This is a genomic window from Pseudomonas imrae, from assembly GCF_046352735.2.
Taxonomy (GTDB): Bacteria; Pseudomonadota; Gammaproteobacteria; order Pseudomonadales; family Pseudomonadaceae; genus Aquipseudomonas; species Aquipseudomonas imrae.
Genome location: NZ_CP110853.2, coordinates 1,752,413 through 1,769,944, shown reverse-complemented (window position 1 = coordinate 1,769,944; position 17,532 = coordinate 1,752,413). Strand labels below are relative to the sequence as shown.

The window sequence follows — 17,532 nt, the reverse complement described above, 5'->3', positions numbered from 1 at the left end:
CAGTGCTCACCCGACTACCTCTCTAATAATAAGGACATTCCCATGCGCGCACTCGCCGCCTTGAGCCGCTTCGTCGGCAATACCTTCGCCTACTGGGTGCTGATATTTGCCGTGCTCGCCTTCCTGCAGCCCAGCTGGTTTATCGGCCTGAAAGGTGCCATCGTCCCGCTGTTGGGGCTGGTGATGTTCGGCATGGGGCTGACCCTCAAGCTTGCAGATTTCGCGGAGGTTGCCCGCCATCCATGGCGAGTGGCCCTGGGCGTGGTCGCACAATTTGTGATCATGCCGTGCGTGGCCTGGCTACTGTGCCAGGCCTTCAACCTGCCTGCGGAAATTGCCGTGGGCGTGATTCTGGTCGGTTGCTGCCCAAGCGGCACCTCATCCAATGTCATGACCTGGCTGGGCCGTGGCGACTTGGCGCTGTCGGTGGCCATCTCCTCGATCACCACCCTCCTTGCCCCGTTTCTGACGCCCGCGCTGATCTGGATGCTGGCCTCGGCCTGGTTGCCGGTATCGTTCATGGAACTGTTCTGGTCAATCCTGCAGATGGTGTTGCTACCCATTGTGCTCGGTGTATTGGCACAACGCCTGCTGGGTGAACGCGTACGCCATGCCGTCGAGGTGCTGCCGCTGGTTTCAGTGGTCAGCATCGTAATCATCGTCGCGGCCGTGGTAGCTGCGAGCCAGGCGAAAATCGCCGAGTCAGGCCTGCTGATCATGGCCGTGGTAATGCTGCACAACAGCTTTGGTTACCTGCTCGGTTACCTCACTGCTCGTGTATTCAGGCTGCCGATGCCGCAGCGCAAGTCCTTGGCGCTGGAAGTCGGCATGCAGAACTCGGGGCTGGGCGCCGCCCTGGCGAGTGCGCACTTTTCGCCACTGGCGGCCGTGCCCAGCGCGCTGTTCAGCGTCTGGCACAATATTTCGGGAGCATTGCTGTCCACGTACTTCCGGCGCATGAGCGAGAAAGAAGACCGTGACCTGCTGGCCCGATCACGCCCGGACTGACACCTGAAGCTTGATCGCACGCAGGATTTTGGGCACTCTGACGAACTTCGCGGGGACGACCCCGCGACTCGATCGAGTGCCTATCCGGGGACGACCCCATCCACTGATGGAGACATCATGTCCTGGATCATTCTGTTTTTTGCCGGCCTGTTTGAAATCGGCTGGGCCGTCGGCCTGAAATACACCGATGGCTTCAGCAAGCCCCTGCCTACCGCACTGACGATTGGCGCCATGGCTATCAGCCTTGGTCTGTTGGGGCTGGCAATGAAGGAGTTGCCGCTGGGCACCGCCTATGCCATCTGGACCGGAGTCGGTGCAGTGGGCACGGTGATCGCCGGGATCATTCTGTTCGGCGAGTCCATGGCGTTGTTCCGCCTGGCCAGTGTGGCGTTGATCATTTGCGGGCTGGTTGGACTCAAGATCAGCACTTAAGTTGTTTTCAGCGCCTTTGCGGGCTGGGGCCCGGACATGCCTCCCCAGCCCCATTGCCTGCAATGAAGCCAAACGCTAGCGGACACTCCCTCGCAACCCCCCCACCACCCCCTGCAACTGCGCAGGCGTCGCAGCCTCGAGCGCTATCGGCTCGCCCGCCACCAGCGTCACCCGCGACCAGATGCGGTGAAAGAACCCCTTGTTCGGATCCCGACTGAAAAAGCTTCCCCACAGGCCTTGCAACGCCAAAGGAATCACCGGCACCGGCGTTTCTTCGAGGATGCGTGTCACACCCCCACGGAACTCATCGATCTCACCATCGGCAGTCAGCTTGCCTTCCGGGAAAATGCATACCAGCTCGCCCTCTTTCAGGTACTGGGCGATCCTGGTGAAAGCCTGCTCATAAATCTGAATATCTTCGTTGCGCCCGGCAATCGGGATCGTGCCAGCGGTACGGAAGATAAAGTTGAGCACCGGCAAACGGTAAATTTTGTAATACATCACAAAGCGAATCGGCCGACGCACTGCGCCGCCAATCAGCAACGCATCGACAAACGAAACATGGTTGCACACCAGCAACGCCGCGCCTTCGTCCGGGATGTTTTCCAAATTACGGTGCTGCACGCGGTACATGGAATGGCTGAGCAGCCAGATCATGAAGCGCATGGTGAATTCGGGAACAATCTTGAAGATGTAGGTGTTGACCGCAATGTTGAGCAACGACACCACCAGGAACAGCTCGGGGATCGACAGCTTGGCCATGCTCAGCAGCACAATCGAGACAATTGCCGAGACCACCATGAACAGCGCATTCAGAATATTGTTTGCAGCAATCACCCGCGCCCGCTCGTTTTCGGCGGTCCGCGACTGGATCAGCGCGTACAACGGCACAATATAGAAGCCGCCGAACACCCCAAGACCAAGGATATCCAGCAACACCCACCATGCCTGGCCATAACCGAGCACGGCGAGCCAGTCATTGGCCTGCACGTTCTGCGCAAAGCTGCCCGAATGCCACCACAACAGCAGGCCGAACACGGTGAGCCCGAACGAGCCAAAGGGCACGAGGCCGATTTCTACCTTGCGTCCGGAAAGCTTCTCGCAGAGCATCGAACCGAGGGCGATACCTACCGAGAACACCGTGAGGATCAAGGTAACCACGGTCTCGTCGCCGTACATCCACTCCTTGGCATACGCCGGGATCTGTGTCAGGTAGATCGCACCGACAAACCAGAACCACGAGTTGCCGACAATCGAACGCGACACAGCCGGCGTCTGGCCCAGACCCAGGCGCAAGGTGGCCCAGGACTGGCTGAAGATATTCCAGTTCAAGCGCATCTGGGGAGTCGAGGCCGCCGCGCGCGGAATGCCGCGACTGGCCAGGTAACCCAACACCGCGATACCGACTATGGCGCCGGACACCAGCGGTGCGTAATGGGTGGAAGACATCATGATGCCAGCACCAATGGTCCCGGCCAGGATCGCCAGGAAAGTGCCCATTTCCACCAGGCCGTTGCCGCCCACCAATTCATCTTCACGCAATGCCTGCGGCATGATCGAATACTTCACCGGGCCAAACAACGCAGAGTGGGTGCCCATGGCAAACAGCGCCAACAGCATCAACTCAAGGTGGTTGGTCATGAAGCCCACGGCGCCGACGGCCATGATCACGATCTCACCCAGCTTGATCGCGCGAATCAATGCATCCTTGTTGAATTTCTCACCAAACTGCCCGGCCAGGGCCGAAAACAGAAAGAACGGCAAAATAAACAGCAAAGCGCACACGTTGACCCAGATCGAACGGTCACCTTCAATGGCCAACTTGTAGAGAATGGCCAGGATCAACGACTGCTTGAAGATATTGTCGTTGAACGCACCCAGTGCCTGAGTAATGAAAAACGGCAGGAAACGCCGTTTGCGCAGCAAGGTGAATTGCGAGGGATGGCTCATCGTCCGTGTTCCTGCGTGGCCTGGAGGTTGTTATGGATTTTCCGGCCACGACTTTACCTAATCCTGATTACTTATTCCCTAAACCTGCAATGCAAGGTGAAACAAACAGCTCGCCTTTGTAGGCACCTTGCACTGTGCGCCTGGCGACAATCAGCCACATCACGGCCAGGGCGGCGACCAGCACACTGCCAGCAACGCTGAAAAACGCCAGGTGCAAAGTACTTCCCAATTTCAAGGTGGTCAGGGCATACACCCCCAGCGGGAAGGTAAACCCCCACCAGCCCAGATTGAAGGGAATGCCCGTGCGCAGGTAACGCAGCGTGATCAGCACTGCGATCAACATCCACCACAGGCCCAGCCCCCAAAGGGTTATGCCGGCGACCAGCCCCAAGCCTTGGGCAATTTCACCAATACCAACAAAACCATTGGCGGCGAAGATCAGCGGTGCGTCATTGCCCAACAGCAACATGCCAAGGGCACCGGTGCCAATCGGGCCGAGGGCCAACCAACTCGAGGCAGCCATATTGGCGTGGGGCAGTTTATGCAAGGCCATGCGCAACATCAGGATTGTCAGGATGCTGAACGCCACCGGCAGGGAAAACGCCCAAAGCACGTAGCTGGTAACCAGCATCACCAATTGCGAATGCGCGTCGGCCAGATGCGGCGCCAGCAACCCCCCGCTGGCGGCAGCGACTTCGGCGGCCACGACCGGCAACAGCCAGACGGCAGTCATCTGGTCGATGCTGTGTTCCTGGCGAGTGAACATCATGTACGGGATCAATACCCCGCAAGCCAGCGACATGGCCACGTCCAGCCACCACAAGACCTCAGCCAGTTGCACTACGCCATCGCCCCAGCGCGGCAGGCCGAACAGCAGCAGTCCATTGATAATGGTTGCCAGACCCATGGGAATGGTGCCAAAGAACATCGAAACCGTAGAGTGCCCGAAGATCCGCCGCGCCTCGTGGAAAAACATCACCCAGCGCGCGGTGTACAGAGCACTGAACAACCCAAACAGCAAGACTGTCAGCAGCCACAGTCCTTGCGCGATGAGGTGTACGCCCGGCAGGTCGATGGGCAACTGGGCCAAGGCCAGGGCCAATACCCCGGTGCCCATGGTGACCGCGAACCAGTTCGGGGTGAATTGACGAATCACTTCCCGGGGGCTGACCAGATGGCTGAACGGTTTGTAGGGGTTGGTGATGCTATTGGGGCACGTCATGGCTAACTCCTCTTCCTCGTATGAGGTTGAGACCATGATAGAAGCAAATCGAATATCTATATAACGGGTAATTTCTCTATAAGTTATCTATTTTGCTTATATAGAGTTATTCGCTGCCTTCTGATTCAACCACCAGAATCCGCGCCACTCCCTGCGGGTGGGCCACATGTTCGGTGCCTGCACCGGCGTAGAAAATGTCGCCGCTGTTCAGTTGCGCGCTGTGCTCGATGCCGTTCTCACGGTAGTGCATCTGTACCTGGCCATCGAGCACCACAAACACTTCCTGCCCATCGTTGATGTGCCAGCGGTACGGTTGGTCAGTCCAGTGCAAGCGGGTGGTGATCCCATTCATATTGGCAATATCCAGCGCTTCCCAGGCACGGCTGCCGGTGAATTCCTTGCTGCGGATTATCTTCATGGGTGGATCTCGATCAGGCTCGACAAGATGGTCGATAGTACTGGCTCAACTGCGCGACGTCGCCCTGCGCCTGCCAGCATCCTGCAGGTTCAAGCCGATCAAGGCACCGAGCGCTAACACAATCAGCACCGCGCCATAGCCATCAGTGGTGGCGATCAAGCCAAAGCTGCGGGTCAGATTGCCCGCCAACAGGGTGGGCAGGCAGAACGCCAGGTAACTCAACACATAGAATGCCGACATCAAGCCCGCACGCTCGTGGGGCAACGCCAGCGGTACGACACTGCGCAAGGCGCCGAGAAAACCGGCGCCGAATCCGCTACCGGCTATCAAGGTTGCGAAGAAAAACAACGTCAGGCTGCCGGTGTGAACGGCAACCAGGATCAGCGCGACACCCATCGCCAGCAGCCTCGCCCCCAGACGCAAGACTTTGTCCGCCGGCTGATGGCGCAAGCTGAAAATCATCAGCGCACCACTTAGCGTCAGCACCGCAACCAATGCGCCACCGACCAGATTGGAGGTCGATCCGGTTGCGGCCCGCACCAGCGAAGGCGCCAAAGACAGGTAAAAACCTCCCATCGCCCAGACCGCGATATCCACCGGTAACGATAACCACAGGGCACGACGCGCCTGGGACGGCACATGCAAGGTCGGCCGAAGCGAGGCAAGCGCCCCTGGGATACGACTCACACTTTCCGGCAGGCGCCAGACGTAGACGCCTTGCACGAGCATCAAGGCAAACAGTGCACCGTAGACCAACTGGGTAGGCAACGGTGCAAACTCCACCAGCAAACTGCTGCCCATCGCGCCACATGCCATGCCCAGCAACGGCGTAAGGCTATTGACCAGCGGCCCCTGCTGGCGGTCAATATCGAGCAGCGCAGCGCCCAGCACGGCAGTCGCCATACCCGTGGCAAACCCTTGCAAGGTCCTGGCAGCGATCAACCAGGCGACGCTGTCGGCGTTGATAAACAGCAGCATGGCAATCATCTCCAGCACCAATGCGACAAAGATCACTGGCTTGCGCCCCAGATGATCGGACAGCGAGCCGACTGTCAGCAACGCCATCAACAGACTCAAGGCGTAAACGCCAAAAATCAGGGTCAGGGTACCGGAGGAAAAGTGCAGGCCTTCCTGATAAAGGTGATACAAGGGCGTCGGCGCGCTGGAGGCAGCGAGGAAGGTCAGCAAGGTGATCGCCAGGAACACCAGGCTGAAACGCCGAGAGGTAATGCTGGACATGGGCAAACTCCGCTAAAGCTAATATTTTGCTTTTGTGAAGTGTGCTACCACTGCCAGCTTAAAGCAAATTCTTTGTGTTAAGGTCGCAGCATGGCAATAAAAGAAGGCCTTCGCCCGGGGGGCCGCAGCGCCCGGGTCCAGGAATCAGTGCATACGGCGGTACGCGAACTGCTGCAGGAGCAGGAACGAGCCAGTATCACCGTGCCGCAAATCGCCACGCGCGCGGGTGTCACACCCTCCACTATCTATCGGCGCTGGGGCGACCTTGCGGCCCTGCTCGCGGACGTCGCGCTGGCACGCCTGCGGCCCGACAGCGAACCGGCCGACACCGGCAGCCTGCGGGGCGACCTGCAAGCCTGGGCCGAGCAATACCTGGACGAGATGAGTTCGGAACCGGGGCGCAATATGATGCGCGACGTGCAATGCAGCCAGACGCCGGGATACTGCGTGACAATCCTTGGCGGGCAGTTGCAGGCCATCCTGGATCGCTATGCCGACAGCGCCGGGCCCCTCCCCAGCGTCGAGCACCTGATCAACCTGCTGGCGGCGCCGACGGTGTTCAGGGTTCTGTTCTCGACAGCGCCGTTGAGTGTGGAGGAGTTGCATCAGCTTATAGAGCTGGCGCTGGCCCCCTCGCTCCCCAATCCAAGCAGCTAGCTAAGCGAAGGCAATGCTCAAGATGGCGAAAATCAAATGTGGGAGCTGTCTCGCCCTGCGAGACAGCTCCCACACTGGTTTGCCGCACTTGTGGGAGACCGTTTTTTTCAAGGCACAATCAAGTCCGCATCCCGCGCCCACTCACCAGCAATCGCGCGCAACCGATGTACAACACTACGGTGGCCACTAGCATGAAAGTGATCGCCACGCTGATTCTGATATCCGACACCCCCAGGATCCCGTAACGAAACGCATTGACCATGTGCAGCACCGGGTTGGCCAGCGAGACCGTCTGCCAGAATGGCGGCAGCAATGTAATGGAGTAGAACACCCCGCCCAGGTAGGTCAACGGCGTGAGTACAAATGTCGGGATGATGGAGATGTCATCAAAGTTGCGCGCAAAAACCGCGTTGATGAACCCCAGCAGCGAAAAGATGGTTGCCGTCAGCACCACCACCAGAATGGTCACGCCCAGGTGATGCACCTGCAACTCGGTGAAGAACATCGACAGGATCGTCACGATCACCCCGACCATCAAGCCGCGCAGCACGCCACCCAAGGTGTAGCCGATCAGAATGGTGTGGGGCGACACGGGCGACACCATCAATTCCTCTATGGAACGCTGGAATTTGCTGCCGAAGAAACTCGACACCACGTTACCGTAGGAGTTGGTGATCACCGACATCATGATCAGGCCAGGCACGATATATTCCATATAGGTGAAACCACCCATATCGCCAATCTGCCGGCCAATCAGGTTACCGAAAATCACAAAGTACAGAACCATGGTGATCGCCGGTGGCAGCAGGGTTTGCGGCCAGATCCGGGTAAAGCGCTTCACTTCGCGGTAGACAATGGTTTGCAGCGCAACGAGGTTGGGTTGCAGTTCGGAACTCATACCGCCACCTTCGCCAGATTTTTCTCCACCAGGGACACGAATAACTCCTCGAGGCGATTGGTTTTGTTGCGCAAGCTCAACACTTCGATGTTCTGGGTTGCCAACTGAGCGAACAGCGCGGTAATGCCGACGGCTTTGTCCACCTGAACCTCCAGGGTATGACTGTTCACCAGCCGACTCGGGTAACCGAGCAATTGCGGTGGTACCGACAAATTGTTTTTCAAGTCCAACAGGAACGTCTCGACATGCAACTGGCCGAGCAAGTTACGCATACTGGTATTTTCGACAATGACGCCGTGGTCGATGATGCCAATGTTGCGGCACAGCTGCTCAGCCTCCTCCAGATAGTGGGTAGTGAGGATAATGGTGATGCCCTTTTCATTCAGCTCGGTGAGAAAGGACCACATTGAGCGTCGCAACTCTATGTCCACACCCGCAGTCGGTTCGTCGAGAATCAGCAAGCGCGGTTCGTGCACCAACGCACGGGCGATCATCAACCGACGCTTCATGCCGCCGGACAGAGAGCGTGAAGGCACGTCGCGCTTGTCCCACAGGCCCAGTTGCGTGAGGTATTGCTCGGCGCGGTCCTTGGCAACCTTCGGCGGGATGCCGTAATAGCCCGCTTGGGTCACGACGATATCGAAGGTCTTTTCAAACTGGTTGAAATTGAACTCCTGGGGCACCACGCCAATGCTGCGCTTGAGCGCGGCCGGGGATTTGTCCAGGTCGTGACCAAAGATATTCACGGTGCCGCTGGTCTTGTTGACCAGAGTCGAAAGAATGCCGATGGTGGTGGATTTTCCGGCGCCGTTGGGACCGAGCAAGGCGAAAAAATCACCTTCGGCGACATCCAGATCGATACCACTCAAGGCCTGGAAACCGTTGCCGTACGTTTTGGTTAACTGCCGGATGGACAGAGCGGAACTCATATCGGATTACGCACCAAGAAGAAGGGAGAGATGAAGTAGATAAGGGCGCGTCGCATCAAATGCAACGGCGCCGCATGGTAGGCATGGTGCTGGCCCGCGCCGCACAAGTACAGTCACCTGTATTAATAGTCAGTATTAAGTCAACGCGGTCATAACCGCCTTGCGGTAGGCTGCACGTTGTTGCAAACGTCGATACCAGGCCTCTAGCGCGGGCATTGCAGGGCGCTCGATGGGCATCTCGAACCAGGCGTAGATAAAGCTGCCCAAGGGGATATCACCCATGCCGATCTCGGCGCCGGACAGATATGGCTGCGTGGACAGGGTCTGCTCGACTGTCTGCAACACCTCGATGCAAGCTTGGCGGCCGGCGTGGATGGCGTCCCAGTTCTGCTTCTCGGCGGGAGTACGCAACACCCCCCAGAATACGGTTTTGAAGGGCTCGGCGAAGGTCGAGGTGGTCCAGTCCATCCACTTTTCCGCATTGGCCCGGGCCTTCAAGTCGCTCGGATACCAACCCGATTCCTGCTTGGCGCACAGATAACGCACGATGGTATTGGATTCCCACAGCACGAAGTCGCCGTCCTCGATCATCGGCACCCGGCCATTGGGGTTCAACGCGCGATATTGTGGGGTATCGACCACACCAAAAGCCCCGCCCGCATCAATTGCCTCATAGTCCAGGCCAAGTTCCTCGGCGCACCACAGGGCTTTCCTGACGTTTGACGAATTTTTACGACCCCAGATCTTCAGCATGACCGCTCCCCGATGGATGAATGCCGGGGCAGCATACGCCGGTTCAGCCGCGGCTTAAATCGTCCTGCATATCCCCCAGCAGTTGCGGCATCTGTTCGCCAAACAGGTGCGGGTAACATTTTTCCAGGTGAGCGAAGAAAAATTCTTCAGGCACATCGGCAAATTGCCCGTGGTCCACCACGTACTCCATGGAGCGCTGGCCCTTGCGGTTGAACGGGTGGAAAACACTGTCGTTGATCCCATCAAAATCCAGTGGTGGCACATCGAATAACTCGCACAGTTGCTGGTTGAACGCCGGAGTGGCCTTGACCCAATGGCCCTGCAAATACAACTCGGTGTAGCCGTGCATGGCGAACACGTCACTTTTGAGCAGCTCAATCAAACGCGGGGTCGACAAGTGATTACGCACATCGGCCAGGCCAATGCGTGACGGTATGCCGCAATGCCGGGCACAAGCGGCCAGCAATGTGGCCTTGGGCACGCAATAACTCTGGCCTGCGGCCAACGCGTAGCTGGCACTGAGGGTCTGCGGATCCCGACTGAAGGTGTATGGGTTGTAGCGCACCGCCTCACGCACGGCGTAATAGAGGCTGACTGCCTGGTCACGCGGGTCGAGGCTAAAACCACGATGTTGTTCAGCGAACTCCACCACCGCAGGGTGGTCACTATCGATGAAGCGGCTGGGACGCAAGTACGCTTTCATGGGGACTTTCTCCGAGGCGGACCTGAAGTCTAACCACAGGTCCGGCCCTGGGATAACGACGATTCGGCCAAATGTCGGCGCCTCACGCCTATGACTGAATCGTACTTCCCGGCACAACACGTAACACCCTCGGCACGCGCTTTTTCGGATGCCGACTAAGCTTTGAGGGTGTTTTGCCCCTGGTTTCGGAGGAATGAATATGCTGTTGTTGTGGATACTGGTTCTGGTGCTTGCCATTGCCTACCTGGCACACCGCCGCACCGCGCCCCTGCCTGCCCTGGGTGTGGTGGCCGTCTTCCTGCTGGCGATGGGCGCCTTCAGCCATGCACCGGGCTGGCTGCTGCTGGTTTTCTGGATATTGCTGGTGATGGTCGCCGCGCCACTGTTACTACCGGACCTGCGTCGCCGGTATTTCACCGCACCGCTGTTTACCTGGTTCCAGAAAGTATTGCCACCGATGTCCGAGACCGAGCGCGACGCAATCGACGCCGGTACCGTCTGGTGGGACGGCGAGCTGTTCAGCGGTCGCCCCGACTGGGACAAACTGTTGGCCTATCCCAAGGCGCAACTGACCGAAGAGGAACAGGCGTTTATCGACGGCCCCACCGAAGAACTGTGCGCCATGGTCACGGACTGGGAAATTGGCCAGGCCATGGACCTTCCGCCCGCGGCCTGGGAGCACATCAAACAACATGGCTTCTTCGCCCTGATCATTCCCAAGGAGTTTGGCGGCAAGGGCTTCTCCGCCTACGCCCACTCCCAGGTCGCGATGAAACTGGCGACCCGCAGCGGCGACCTTGCCTCCACCGTGATGGTCCCCAACTCGCTGGGCCCGGCCGAATTGCTGCTGCATTACGGCACCGATGAACAACGTAATCACTACCTTCCGCGCCTGGCCCGTGGCGACGATATCCCGTGCTTTGCCCTTACCGGCCCGCTGGCGGGTTCCGATGCCGGCGCCATGCCCGACACCGGCGTGATCTGCAAAGGGGAATGGGAAGGCAAGGAAACCCTCGGCCTGCGCCTGAACTGGGAAAAGCGCTATATCACCCTTGGCCCGGTAGCTACCTTGCTGGGCCTGGCCTTCAAGGCCTACGACCCTGATCATCTGTTGAGCGATGAAGAAGACCTAGGCATCAGCCTGGCGCTGATCCCCACCGACACACCTGGAGTGGAAATCGGCCGTCGTCACCTGCCATTGGGTGCGGCGTTCATGAACGGCCCCAACTCGGGCAAGGACGTGTTCATTCCGCTGGATTTCCTGATCGGCGGCCAGGACATGCTCGGCAAGGGCTGGATGATGTTGATGAACTGCCTGTCTGTCGGCCGTTCGATCTCTCTGCCCGCAGTGGGTACCGGCGCAGCCAAGTTCACCAGCCTGGTGACCGGCCAATACGCTCAGGTACGCGAACAGTTCAACGTGCCGCTGTCGGCATTCGAAGGCATCCAGGAAGCACTGGCACGCATTGGCGGCAACGCCTGGCTGATGGATAGCGCACGGATACTCACCGCCAATGCCGTTGACCTCGGGGAAAAACCCTCGGTGCTTTCGGCAATCCTCAAGTACCACCTGACCGAGCGCGGCCGCGAGTGCATCAGCCACGCAATGGATGTACACGGCGGCAAAGGCATCATCATGGGGCCCAATAACTACCTGGGTCGCAGTTGGCAAGGGGCGCCGATTTTCATCACCGTGGAAGGCGCAAATATCCTGTCGCGCAACCTGATGATCTTCGGCCAGGGGGCTATTCGCTGCCATCCCTTTGTTCTCAAGGAAATGGCACTGGCCGGTCGTGAAGATCATGACCAGGCCCTCAAGGAGTTCGATGGCCTGCTGTTGCAGCACATCGGTTTTGCCGTCAGCAACGCCGCCAGCACCCTGATCTTGAACCTCGGCCTGGGACATTTCGAAAAAGCCCCGGGCAACCGCCTCAGCCAAGGTTACTTCCGCGCCCTCAACCGCCAGGCCGCTGCATTTGCGTTGCTGGCCGACCTGAGCATGATGCTGCTGGGTGGCGAATTGAAGCGTCGGGAACGCCTGTCGGCACGGCTGGGCGATGTGCTCAGCCATATGTACCTGGCCTCGGCGGCACTCAAGCGCTACCACGACCTTGATTCCCCTGAGCATTTGGAGCCGCTGTTTGCCTGGGCCATGGAAGAAAGCCTGGGCCAGTCGGAACGGGCGCTGGATGAACTGCTCGACAATTTCCCCAACAAGGTGCTGGGTTGCCTGTTGCGAGTGATCGTGTTCCCGTTCGGTCGTCGCCACAAAGGCCCTTCCGATGCGCTGGATGCCGAAGTCGCGGCGGTGATTGGCCGTGCCAAGGGCGATCCGACCCTCGAAGCGTTGTTGGCCGGTTGCTATCGCCCACAATCGGCCGAGGACCCGGTGGGCGCATTGCAACATGCCTACGATCTGCTGGGCGCAAGCCATCCACTGCAGAAAAAACTCCACGGCGCCCTCAAGAGCGGCCAGGTCAAACCGAACGCCGGGGAAAACGCCATCGACGCCGCACTGCAGGCAGGCGCACTGCAGCCGGCCGAGGCGCAGACGCTACATGATGCTGAGTCGGCGCGGCGCAAGGTGATTGATGTGGATGATTTCAGCAAGGAGGAACTCGCCCAAGCGCCAGGTAGAGTCCGCTGAACCCGGCGGTCATATAAAAACGGGCGCGGGAGTTATATACTCCCGCGCCCGTTTTTGCTTTTGAGGACTTATCTCGTGTCCAACGTCGTTGCCGATCATCTCGTCTTGCTCGACCACCTGCGCAGTATCCTGGTTGCCGTCGGCGAAGCCGAGCAGGTTCCCGAGGAAAGCCACTCGCTGTTCCTGGAACGCTTTGATGAGCTGCGCGCCCTGCTGCCTATCGACCCTATCGAAAGCCAGTATCTGGGCCAGGACCTGATGAGCCAGGTCATCCTGCGCTACCCGCAGATTGCTCACCTGGTACCTCGCGACCTACTGTGGTTCTTTGGCGGTGATTGCCTGCACTTTATGCCAGACGAAGAGCTGGATCTGTACCAAGCTCTGGAAGAACGCCGCTATGAAGCCGAGCAGAACGACGAACCGTTCGACTGGAATCAGGAAAAGCAACTACTGTCCATGCCCGACGACCAGTCCAAGCACTGATTTCATGCAGGAGCTGGCTTGCCGGCTCCTGCCTGTCGACGCAATGTCGGCTCTTTCGCCATACACTCCACCAGATAATCAATAAACACCCGCAACTTGGGTGGCAGATACCGCGTAGGCGAATGCAGCAACCAGGCATCGCCGTGGTATGAAGCAATAAAGTCCCACTCAGGTAACACCTGCACCAATCTTCCAGCGTCCAACGCATGTCGCGCTGTAAAGTACGGCAAGCTAGCTATCCCCACATCCTGCAACACCGCATCCAGCCGAACACCAGTATGGTTGGCCGCATAGCGCCCGCGCACCCCGACAGCCACCGACTTGCCATCCTGACGAAATTTCCAGCGCGCATCGCCCGGCGTCTCACCCAGATAAATGCAACTGTGCTCCAAAAGGTCCCGGGGGTGCCCAGGCGTACCGTGCCCAGCCAGATAATGCGGGGTGGCGCAGAGCAGGTGTTCGACAGGCAGCAACTGCCGACCCACCAAGCCCGGCGGCGGACTGTCGGTGATGCGGATACTCAGGTCGACGTTGTCATCGATCATATCCACATGCCGGTCTTCCAGGATCAAATGCACATCCACCTTGGGATAGCGCCGCAAGAACTCCGGCATATGCGGATGCACCACAAACCGCCCCACCGCCTTGGGCACGCTGACCCGCACCAGACCTTCGGCTTCATGGGTGTACTGACCGCTGATTTCCATCACCGAGCGCGCCGCATTAACCATCTCCTGACAGCGCCGCAAGACCTCTTCACCGCCTTCACTCAGGCGCAACTTGCGAGTGGTGCGTTGCAGCAAACGAGTGGCCAGGGCTTTTTCCAGGCGCGAGATACTGCGGCTCACAGCGGACGGTGACGCCCCCAATTGGCGCGCGGCCTCAGAGAAGCTGCCGGTTTCCACCACCTTGACGAAAATCGCCATCTCGTTCAGCAACGGCAAAGGAAGATTGATGCTCATAGTGCACAAGTCCATTGAATTCTCAGTGGATTATCACCCATTAACGCACTACTTATACTGGCAGACAGAACTTTGGATGGATGTAGATAATGACCGAGCGCCTGTTTTTCACCCATGACCACCTGACTGCCGATGTCGAGGTGCTGGAATGCACGCCCTCTGACGAGCTATTTGCAGTAGTACTGCAATCAACCCCCTTTCATCCTCAGGGCGGCGGCCAGCCATCCGACACCGGTTGGCTGGGAGCCAGCCAAATGCTGAAAGTTGTACAGGAAGCCGACCGAATCGTGCATTACGTCGACCAGCCGCTCAAGCTTGGTACGACGCAGGCGCGTGTCGACGGCACGCGTCGAGCCCTGCATACCCGCCTGCATTCCGCTGGACATTTGATCGGCAATGCCGGGGAAAGCCTGGGCTGGATGCCAATCAAGGCCCACCATTGGCCAGGCGAAGGCAAGATCACGTTTGTGCGCGGGGAGTCAGCGCAAACCATCGATGCGGGCGTATTGCAGCGCCAGGTCAATCAATGGATCAACGCAGATTTACCTCGGCATATGCTGCTGGACGGCAACACACGGAAAATTGGCTTCGGTGAACTGCCGGCCTATGCCTGTGGTGGCACTCATGTGCAGACCCTGGCGCAGGTGGGCGAAATCAGCATTCTCGCCCTATCGGAGAAAAAGGGAGCGCTGTCGGTGCGCTACACCATTGATTGAGCCCTCGCTCATAAATGCTAGACGCAGGTTTTGCTTGCAAGCGACGTTTTGATGCTTGCATCGGCAATACACACCCCATGCCCTCCCCTCTGCTTCCTGGCTGGTGATAATGTGTGGAGATGTTTCTGACATATAAATCAGAAGCCTCCACAAACTATCTGCGAAGGAATGCCAACAACTATGGATTTTTCACTCAAGCACCTGGCCGCCGCAACCCTGATGGTCGCCAGCCTGTCGGCGTTTACGGCCCCTGCCTTTGCCAATATCACACCGCAACAAAGCGCGACCATCCTCAAGACTTTCGATGACGCATCGGTCAAGGACTTCCGTGCATTCCTCGCCAACCTGGCCAAGAGCGACGTAGCCAAAACCGCCGGTCTCGGTCCAGCAATCAAGACCTTCCTTGATAAGCAGGCGCTTTCAACTGAACAACGGAACGAAATCCATCGCCTGCTCGGCCTTTATGCACGGGTGAAGTATGGCGCCGCTGCGACCGAGACCTTGCGTGAACTGGTGGCCATCCCGACTTTCCAGGTTGAAGGCCTGGCCCAACACGACAATCCTGAATTCATCAAGATCGCCGACAAGATCAAGGACCTCGCCCAGTCTTTTAACCTGAACTTTCGCAACGTCGATAACCGCGTCTATGAAATTTCCCTGGAAAGCACCGGCGACCAGGTAGTTGGCATTCACGCCCATGCCGATGTGGTTCCGGTGACACCTGAAAATTGGGTGCTGGCTGATGGCACCAAACTTGATCCTTTCAAGGTCACGTTGATCGGTGACCGCATGTATGGCCGTGGCACCGAGGATGACAAGAACGGCATTGTAGTGACGCTGTATGCCATGAAGGTCATCAAGGAAGAAAACCTGCCGCTGGCGAGAAACTTCAAGCTGCTGGTGGACACCACCGAAGAAACCACCGGTGCCGCCATCCCTTATTACTTTGAACGCAACCCCACGCCGAGCTACAACCTGGCCCTGGACGGCGGCTACCCGGTGGTGATTGCCGAAAAAGGCTATGGCACCGTCATGGCGAGCTTTACCAAGCGCAAGGCAGAGGGCGAAGGTGCCGAAATCATCTCAATGACCGGTGGCCTGGCAACCAACCAGATCCCATCGGCTTCGGTGGCTATGCTGCGCAGTGCCAAGCCCGCCGAATTGGCCACCGACCTGCAAAAGGCCGGTGCTGCCTACGCCAGGGCCAACGGTGCTGATTTCAAGGTGCAAGCCAAAGTAGTCGGCGAGGAGGTCAAGCTGACAGTGACCGGTGTCTCCGCCCACTCCTCCGACCCCGAATCGGGCATCAACCCGGTAGCCAGGATGCTCGACCTCATCAACAGCCTGGACGGTAAAGTGGCACTTAAACGCAACGAAATTACCGATGCGGCCCGCTACGCTGCAGACAACTGGGGCCTGGACTACCTCGGTGGCAAGCTGGGCGTAGGTTTCTCGGATGCCTTTATGGGACCGCTGACTGCCTCCCTGACATTTGTCGGCATGGATGAAAAAGCCTTCAAGCTGGCGGTCAACCTGCGGGTGCCGAAAGGCAAGTCACCAGAAGTACTCAAGAAGGAAATCGCCGACAAGCTCACGGCCTGGAGCAACAAGACCCATATCGCGCCGACCTTCGACTACTCGATCGCCGAGCCGATGTACCGCAACCCAGAGGGGGAATGGGTCAAGGCGTTGCTGGCGGTGGCCACGGAAAACCTGGGCATGGAACACAAGTTCGGCACCTCGGCCGGCGCAACATCAGTGCATGAACTGCCCAACGGCGTGCAGTTTGGCCTGGCCCGGCCTGAAGCAAAGTACACCGGGCATACCGATAATGAGTTCAAGACTGTCGAGCAATTTCTGCTGGATCTGCAGATCGTGACTGAGATGATGGGACGTATCGGGCAATTGCCGAAACTCTGATCAGGATGTCTGGACCCGCGTTGCAGGCGGGTCCAGCCCCCCACCCACAAATCGCCGGCAAACAAAAACGCCGCTCATTACTGAGCGGCGTTTTTATTGAATATGGAGCGGGAAACGAGACTCGAACTCGCGACCCCGACCTTGGCAAGGTCGTGCTCTACCAACTGAGCTATTCCCGCAATGGCGTCCCCTAGGGGACTCGAACCCCTGTTACCGCCGTGAAAGGGCGGTGTCCTAGGCCACTAGACGAAGGGGACACGCTAACTGAAACACATGGTGTGTATTCCAGTGCCCAGACCCTAGCCCGAAGACTTGGTCCTGGTTTCACTCAGTGTCGCCCGAAAGCAACACTGCTTAAATTTGGAGCGGGAAACGAGACTCGAACTCGCGACCCCGACCTTGGCAAGGTCGTGCTCTACCAACTGAGCTATTCCCGCAATGGCGTCCCCTAGGGGACTCGAACCCCTGTTACCGCCGTGAAAGGGCGGTGTCCTAGGCCACTAGACGAAGGGGACACACGTACAACATTCACTACTTACCGCGTTTCGCTGTGTGCTTTACGCTGTAAGTGGCGCGCATTCTATGGATGGATTGA

Annotated in this window: 16 protein-coding genes and 4 tRNA genes; 7 read left to right on the top strand and 13 right to left on the bottom strand. The window is 58.4% G+C overall.

The window, feature by feature from the left end:
- Nucleotides 1-42: 42 nt before the first annotated feature.
- Together OQ460_RS08095 and sugE are read left to right on the top strand one after the other, a co-directional pair.
- Nucleotides 43-1,008 carry a bile acid:sodium symporter family protein gene (locus tag OQ460_RS08095; RefSeq protein ID WP_410021313.1) on the top strand — a complete coding sequence of 322 codons (966 nt, stop codon included), beginning with the start codon at nucleotides 43-45 and terminating at the stop codon, nucleotides 1,006-1,008.
- A gap of 117 nt (nucleotides 1,009-1,125) precedes the next feature.
- Nucleotides 1,126-1,440, top strand: a complete 315-nt coding sequence (gene sugE, locus OQ460_RS08090) for a quaternary ammonium compound efflux SMR transporter SugE (protein WP_410021312.1) — start codon at nucleotides 1,126-1,128, stop codon at nucleotides 1,438-1,440.
- A gap of 75 nt (nucleotides 1,441-1,515) precedes the next feature.
- On the opposite strand, the gene OQ460_RS08085 is transcribed toward sugE, so the two are convergent.
- The 4 genes from OQ460_RS08085 to OQ460_RS08070 all read right to left on the bottom strand — a co-directional run bounded on the left by OQ460_RS08085 (nucleotide 1,516) and on the right by OQ460_RS08070 (nucleotide 6,269).
- Nucleotides 1,516-3,390 carry an MFS transporter gene (locus tag OQ460_RS08085; RefSeq protein ID WP_410021311.1) on the bottom strand — a complete coding sequence of 625 codons (1,875 nt, stop codon included), beginning with the start codon at nucleotides 3,388-3,390 and terminating at the stop codon, nucleotides 1,516-1,518.
- Nucleotides 3,391-3,457: 67 nt separating this feature from the next.
- Entirely contained in the window at nucleotides 3,458-4,612 is a 1,155-nt protein-coding gene (locus OQ460_RS08080; protein ID WP_410021310.1) for a TDT family transporter, read from the bottom strand.
- Between the two features lie 106 nt (nucleotides 4,613-4,718).
- Nucleotides 4,719-5,030, bottom strand: a complete 312-nt coding sequence (locus tag OQ460_RS08075) for a cupin (protein WP_410021309.1) — start codon at nucleotides 5,028-5,030, stop codon at nucleotides 4,719-4,721.
- Nucleotides 5,031-5,075: 45 nt separating this feature from the next.
- A complete protein-coding gene (locus tag OQ460_RS08070) occupies nucleotides 5,076-6,269 on the bottom strand; it encodes an MFS transporter (protein WP_410021308.1) in 1,194 nt (397 codons plus the stop codon).
- Between the two features lie 90 nt (nucleotides 6,270-6,359).
- Between OQ460_RS08070 and OQ460_RS08065 the strand changes: the two genes are divergently transcribed.
- Nucleotides 6,360-6,926, top strand: coding sequence for a TetR/AcrR family transcriptional regulator (locus OQ460_RS08065; protein WP_410021307.1), 567 nt, complete (start codon nucleotides 6,360-6,362; stop codon nucleotides 6,924-6,926).
- A 118-nt stretch (nucleotides 6,927-7,044) separates the two neighbouring features.
- On the opposite strand, the gene OQ460_RS08060 is transcribed toward OQ460_RS08065, so the two are convergent.
- The 4 genes from OQ460_RS08060 to OQ460_RS08045 form a co-directional block, all read right to left on the bottom strand.
- The gene (locus OQ460_RS08060; RefSeq protein ID WP_410021306.1) at nucleotides 7,045-7,824 is read right to left on the bottom strand and encodes an ABC transporter permease; all 780 of its coding nucleotides are present in this window, start codon (nucleotides 7,822-7,824) and stop codon (nucleotides 7,045-7,047) included.
- On the bottom strand, nucleotides 7,821-8,753 hold the full coding sequence (locus tag OQ460_RS08055) for an ABC transporter ATP-binding protein (protein WP_410021305.1): 933 nt from the start codon (nucleotides 8,751-8,753) through the stop codon (nucleotides 7,821-7,823). Before OQ460_RS08055 ends, OQ460_RS08060 begins: the two co-directional genes overlap by 4 nt.
- Nucleotides 8,754-8,888: 135 nt before the next feature.
- Entirely contained in the window at nucleotides 8,889-9,506 is a 618-nt protein-coding gene (locus tag OQ460_RS08050) for a glutathione S-transferase family protein (RefSeq protein ID WP_410021304.1), read from the bottom strand.
- A 43-nt stretch (nucleotides 9,507-9,549) separates the two neighbouring features.
- On the bottom strand, nucleotides 9,550-10,209 hold the full coding sequence (locus tag OQ460_RS08045; RefSeq protein WP_410021303.1) for a transglutaminase-like domain-containing protein: 660 nt from the start codon (nucleotides 10,207-10,209) through the stop codon (nucleotides 9,550-9,552).
- Between the two features lie 199 nt (nucleotides 10,210-10,408).
- On the opposite strand from OQ460_RS08045, the gene OQ460_RS08040 reads away from it, so the two are divergent.
- Nucleotides 10,409-12,856 (top strand): acyl-CoA dehydrogenase, encoded by a 2,448-nt coding sequence (locus OQ460_RS08040; protein ID WP_410021302.1) that lies wholly within the window; start codon nucleotides 10,409-10,411, stop codon nucleotides 12,854-12,856.
- A gap of 75 nt (nucleotides 12,857-12,931) precedes the next feature.
- Entirely contained in the window at nucleotides 12,932-13,339 is a 408-nt protein-coding gene (locus OQ460_RS08035) for a PA2817 family protein (protein ID WP_410021301.1), read from the top strand.
- Between the two features lie 2 nt (nucleotides 13,340-13,341).
- On the opposite strand, the gene OQ460_RS08030 is transcribed toward OQ460_RS08035, so the two are convergent.
- Nucleotides 13,342-14,301: a LysR family transcriptional regulator gene (locus OQ460_RS08030; RefSeq protein WP_410021300.1), complete on the bottom strand. Its 960-nt coding sequence runs from the start codon at nucleotides 14,299-14,301 to the stop codon at nucleotides 13,342-13,344.
- 89 nt (nucleotides 14,302-14,390) lie between these two features.
- On the opposite strand from OQ460_RS08030, the gene OQ460_RS08025 reads away from it, so the two are divergent.
- Together OQ460_RS08025 and OQ460_RS08020 are read left to right on the top strand one after the other, a co-directional pair.
- Nucleotides 14,391-15,017 (top strand): alanyl-tRNA editing protein, encoded by a 627-nt coding sequence (locus tag OQ460_RS08025; RefSeq protein WP_410021299.1) that lies wholly within the window; start codon nucleotides 14,391-14,393, stop codon nucleotides 15,015-15,017.
- A 180-nt stretch (nucleotides 15,018-15,197) separates the two neighbouring features.
- Nucleotides 15,198-16,937: a dipeptidase gene (locus tag OQ460_RS08020; RefSeq protein WP_410021298.1), complete on the top strand. Its 1,740-nt coding sequence runs from the start codon at nucleotides 15,198-15,200 to the stop codon at nucleotides 16,935-16,937.
- Nucleotides 16,938-17,040: 103 nt separating this feature from the next.
- Here the strand turns inward: OQ460_RS08020 and OQ460_RS08015 are convergent.
- The 4 genes from OQ460_RS08015 to OQ460_RS08000 all read right to left on the bottom strand — a co-directional run bounded on the left by OQ460_RS08015 (nucleotide 17,041) and on the right by OQ460_RS08000 (nucleotide 17,452).
- Nucleotides 17,041-17,116 (bottom strand) — tRNA-Gly (locus OQ460_RS08015).
- Between the two features lie 2 nt (nucleotides 17,117-17,118).
- Nucleotides 17,119-17,194 (bottom strand) — tRNA-Glu (locus OQ460_RS08010).
- Nucleotides 17,195-17,298: 104 nt separating this feature from the next.
- Nucleotides 17,299-17,374: transfer RNA gene (locus OQ460_RS08005), tRNA-Gly, on the bottom strand.
- A gap of 2 nt (nucleotides 17,375-17,376) precedes the next feature.
- Nucleotides 17,377-17,452 (bottom strand) — tRNA-Glu (locus tag OQ460_RS08000).
- Nucleotides 17,453-17,532: the final 80 nt, after the last annotated feature.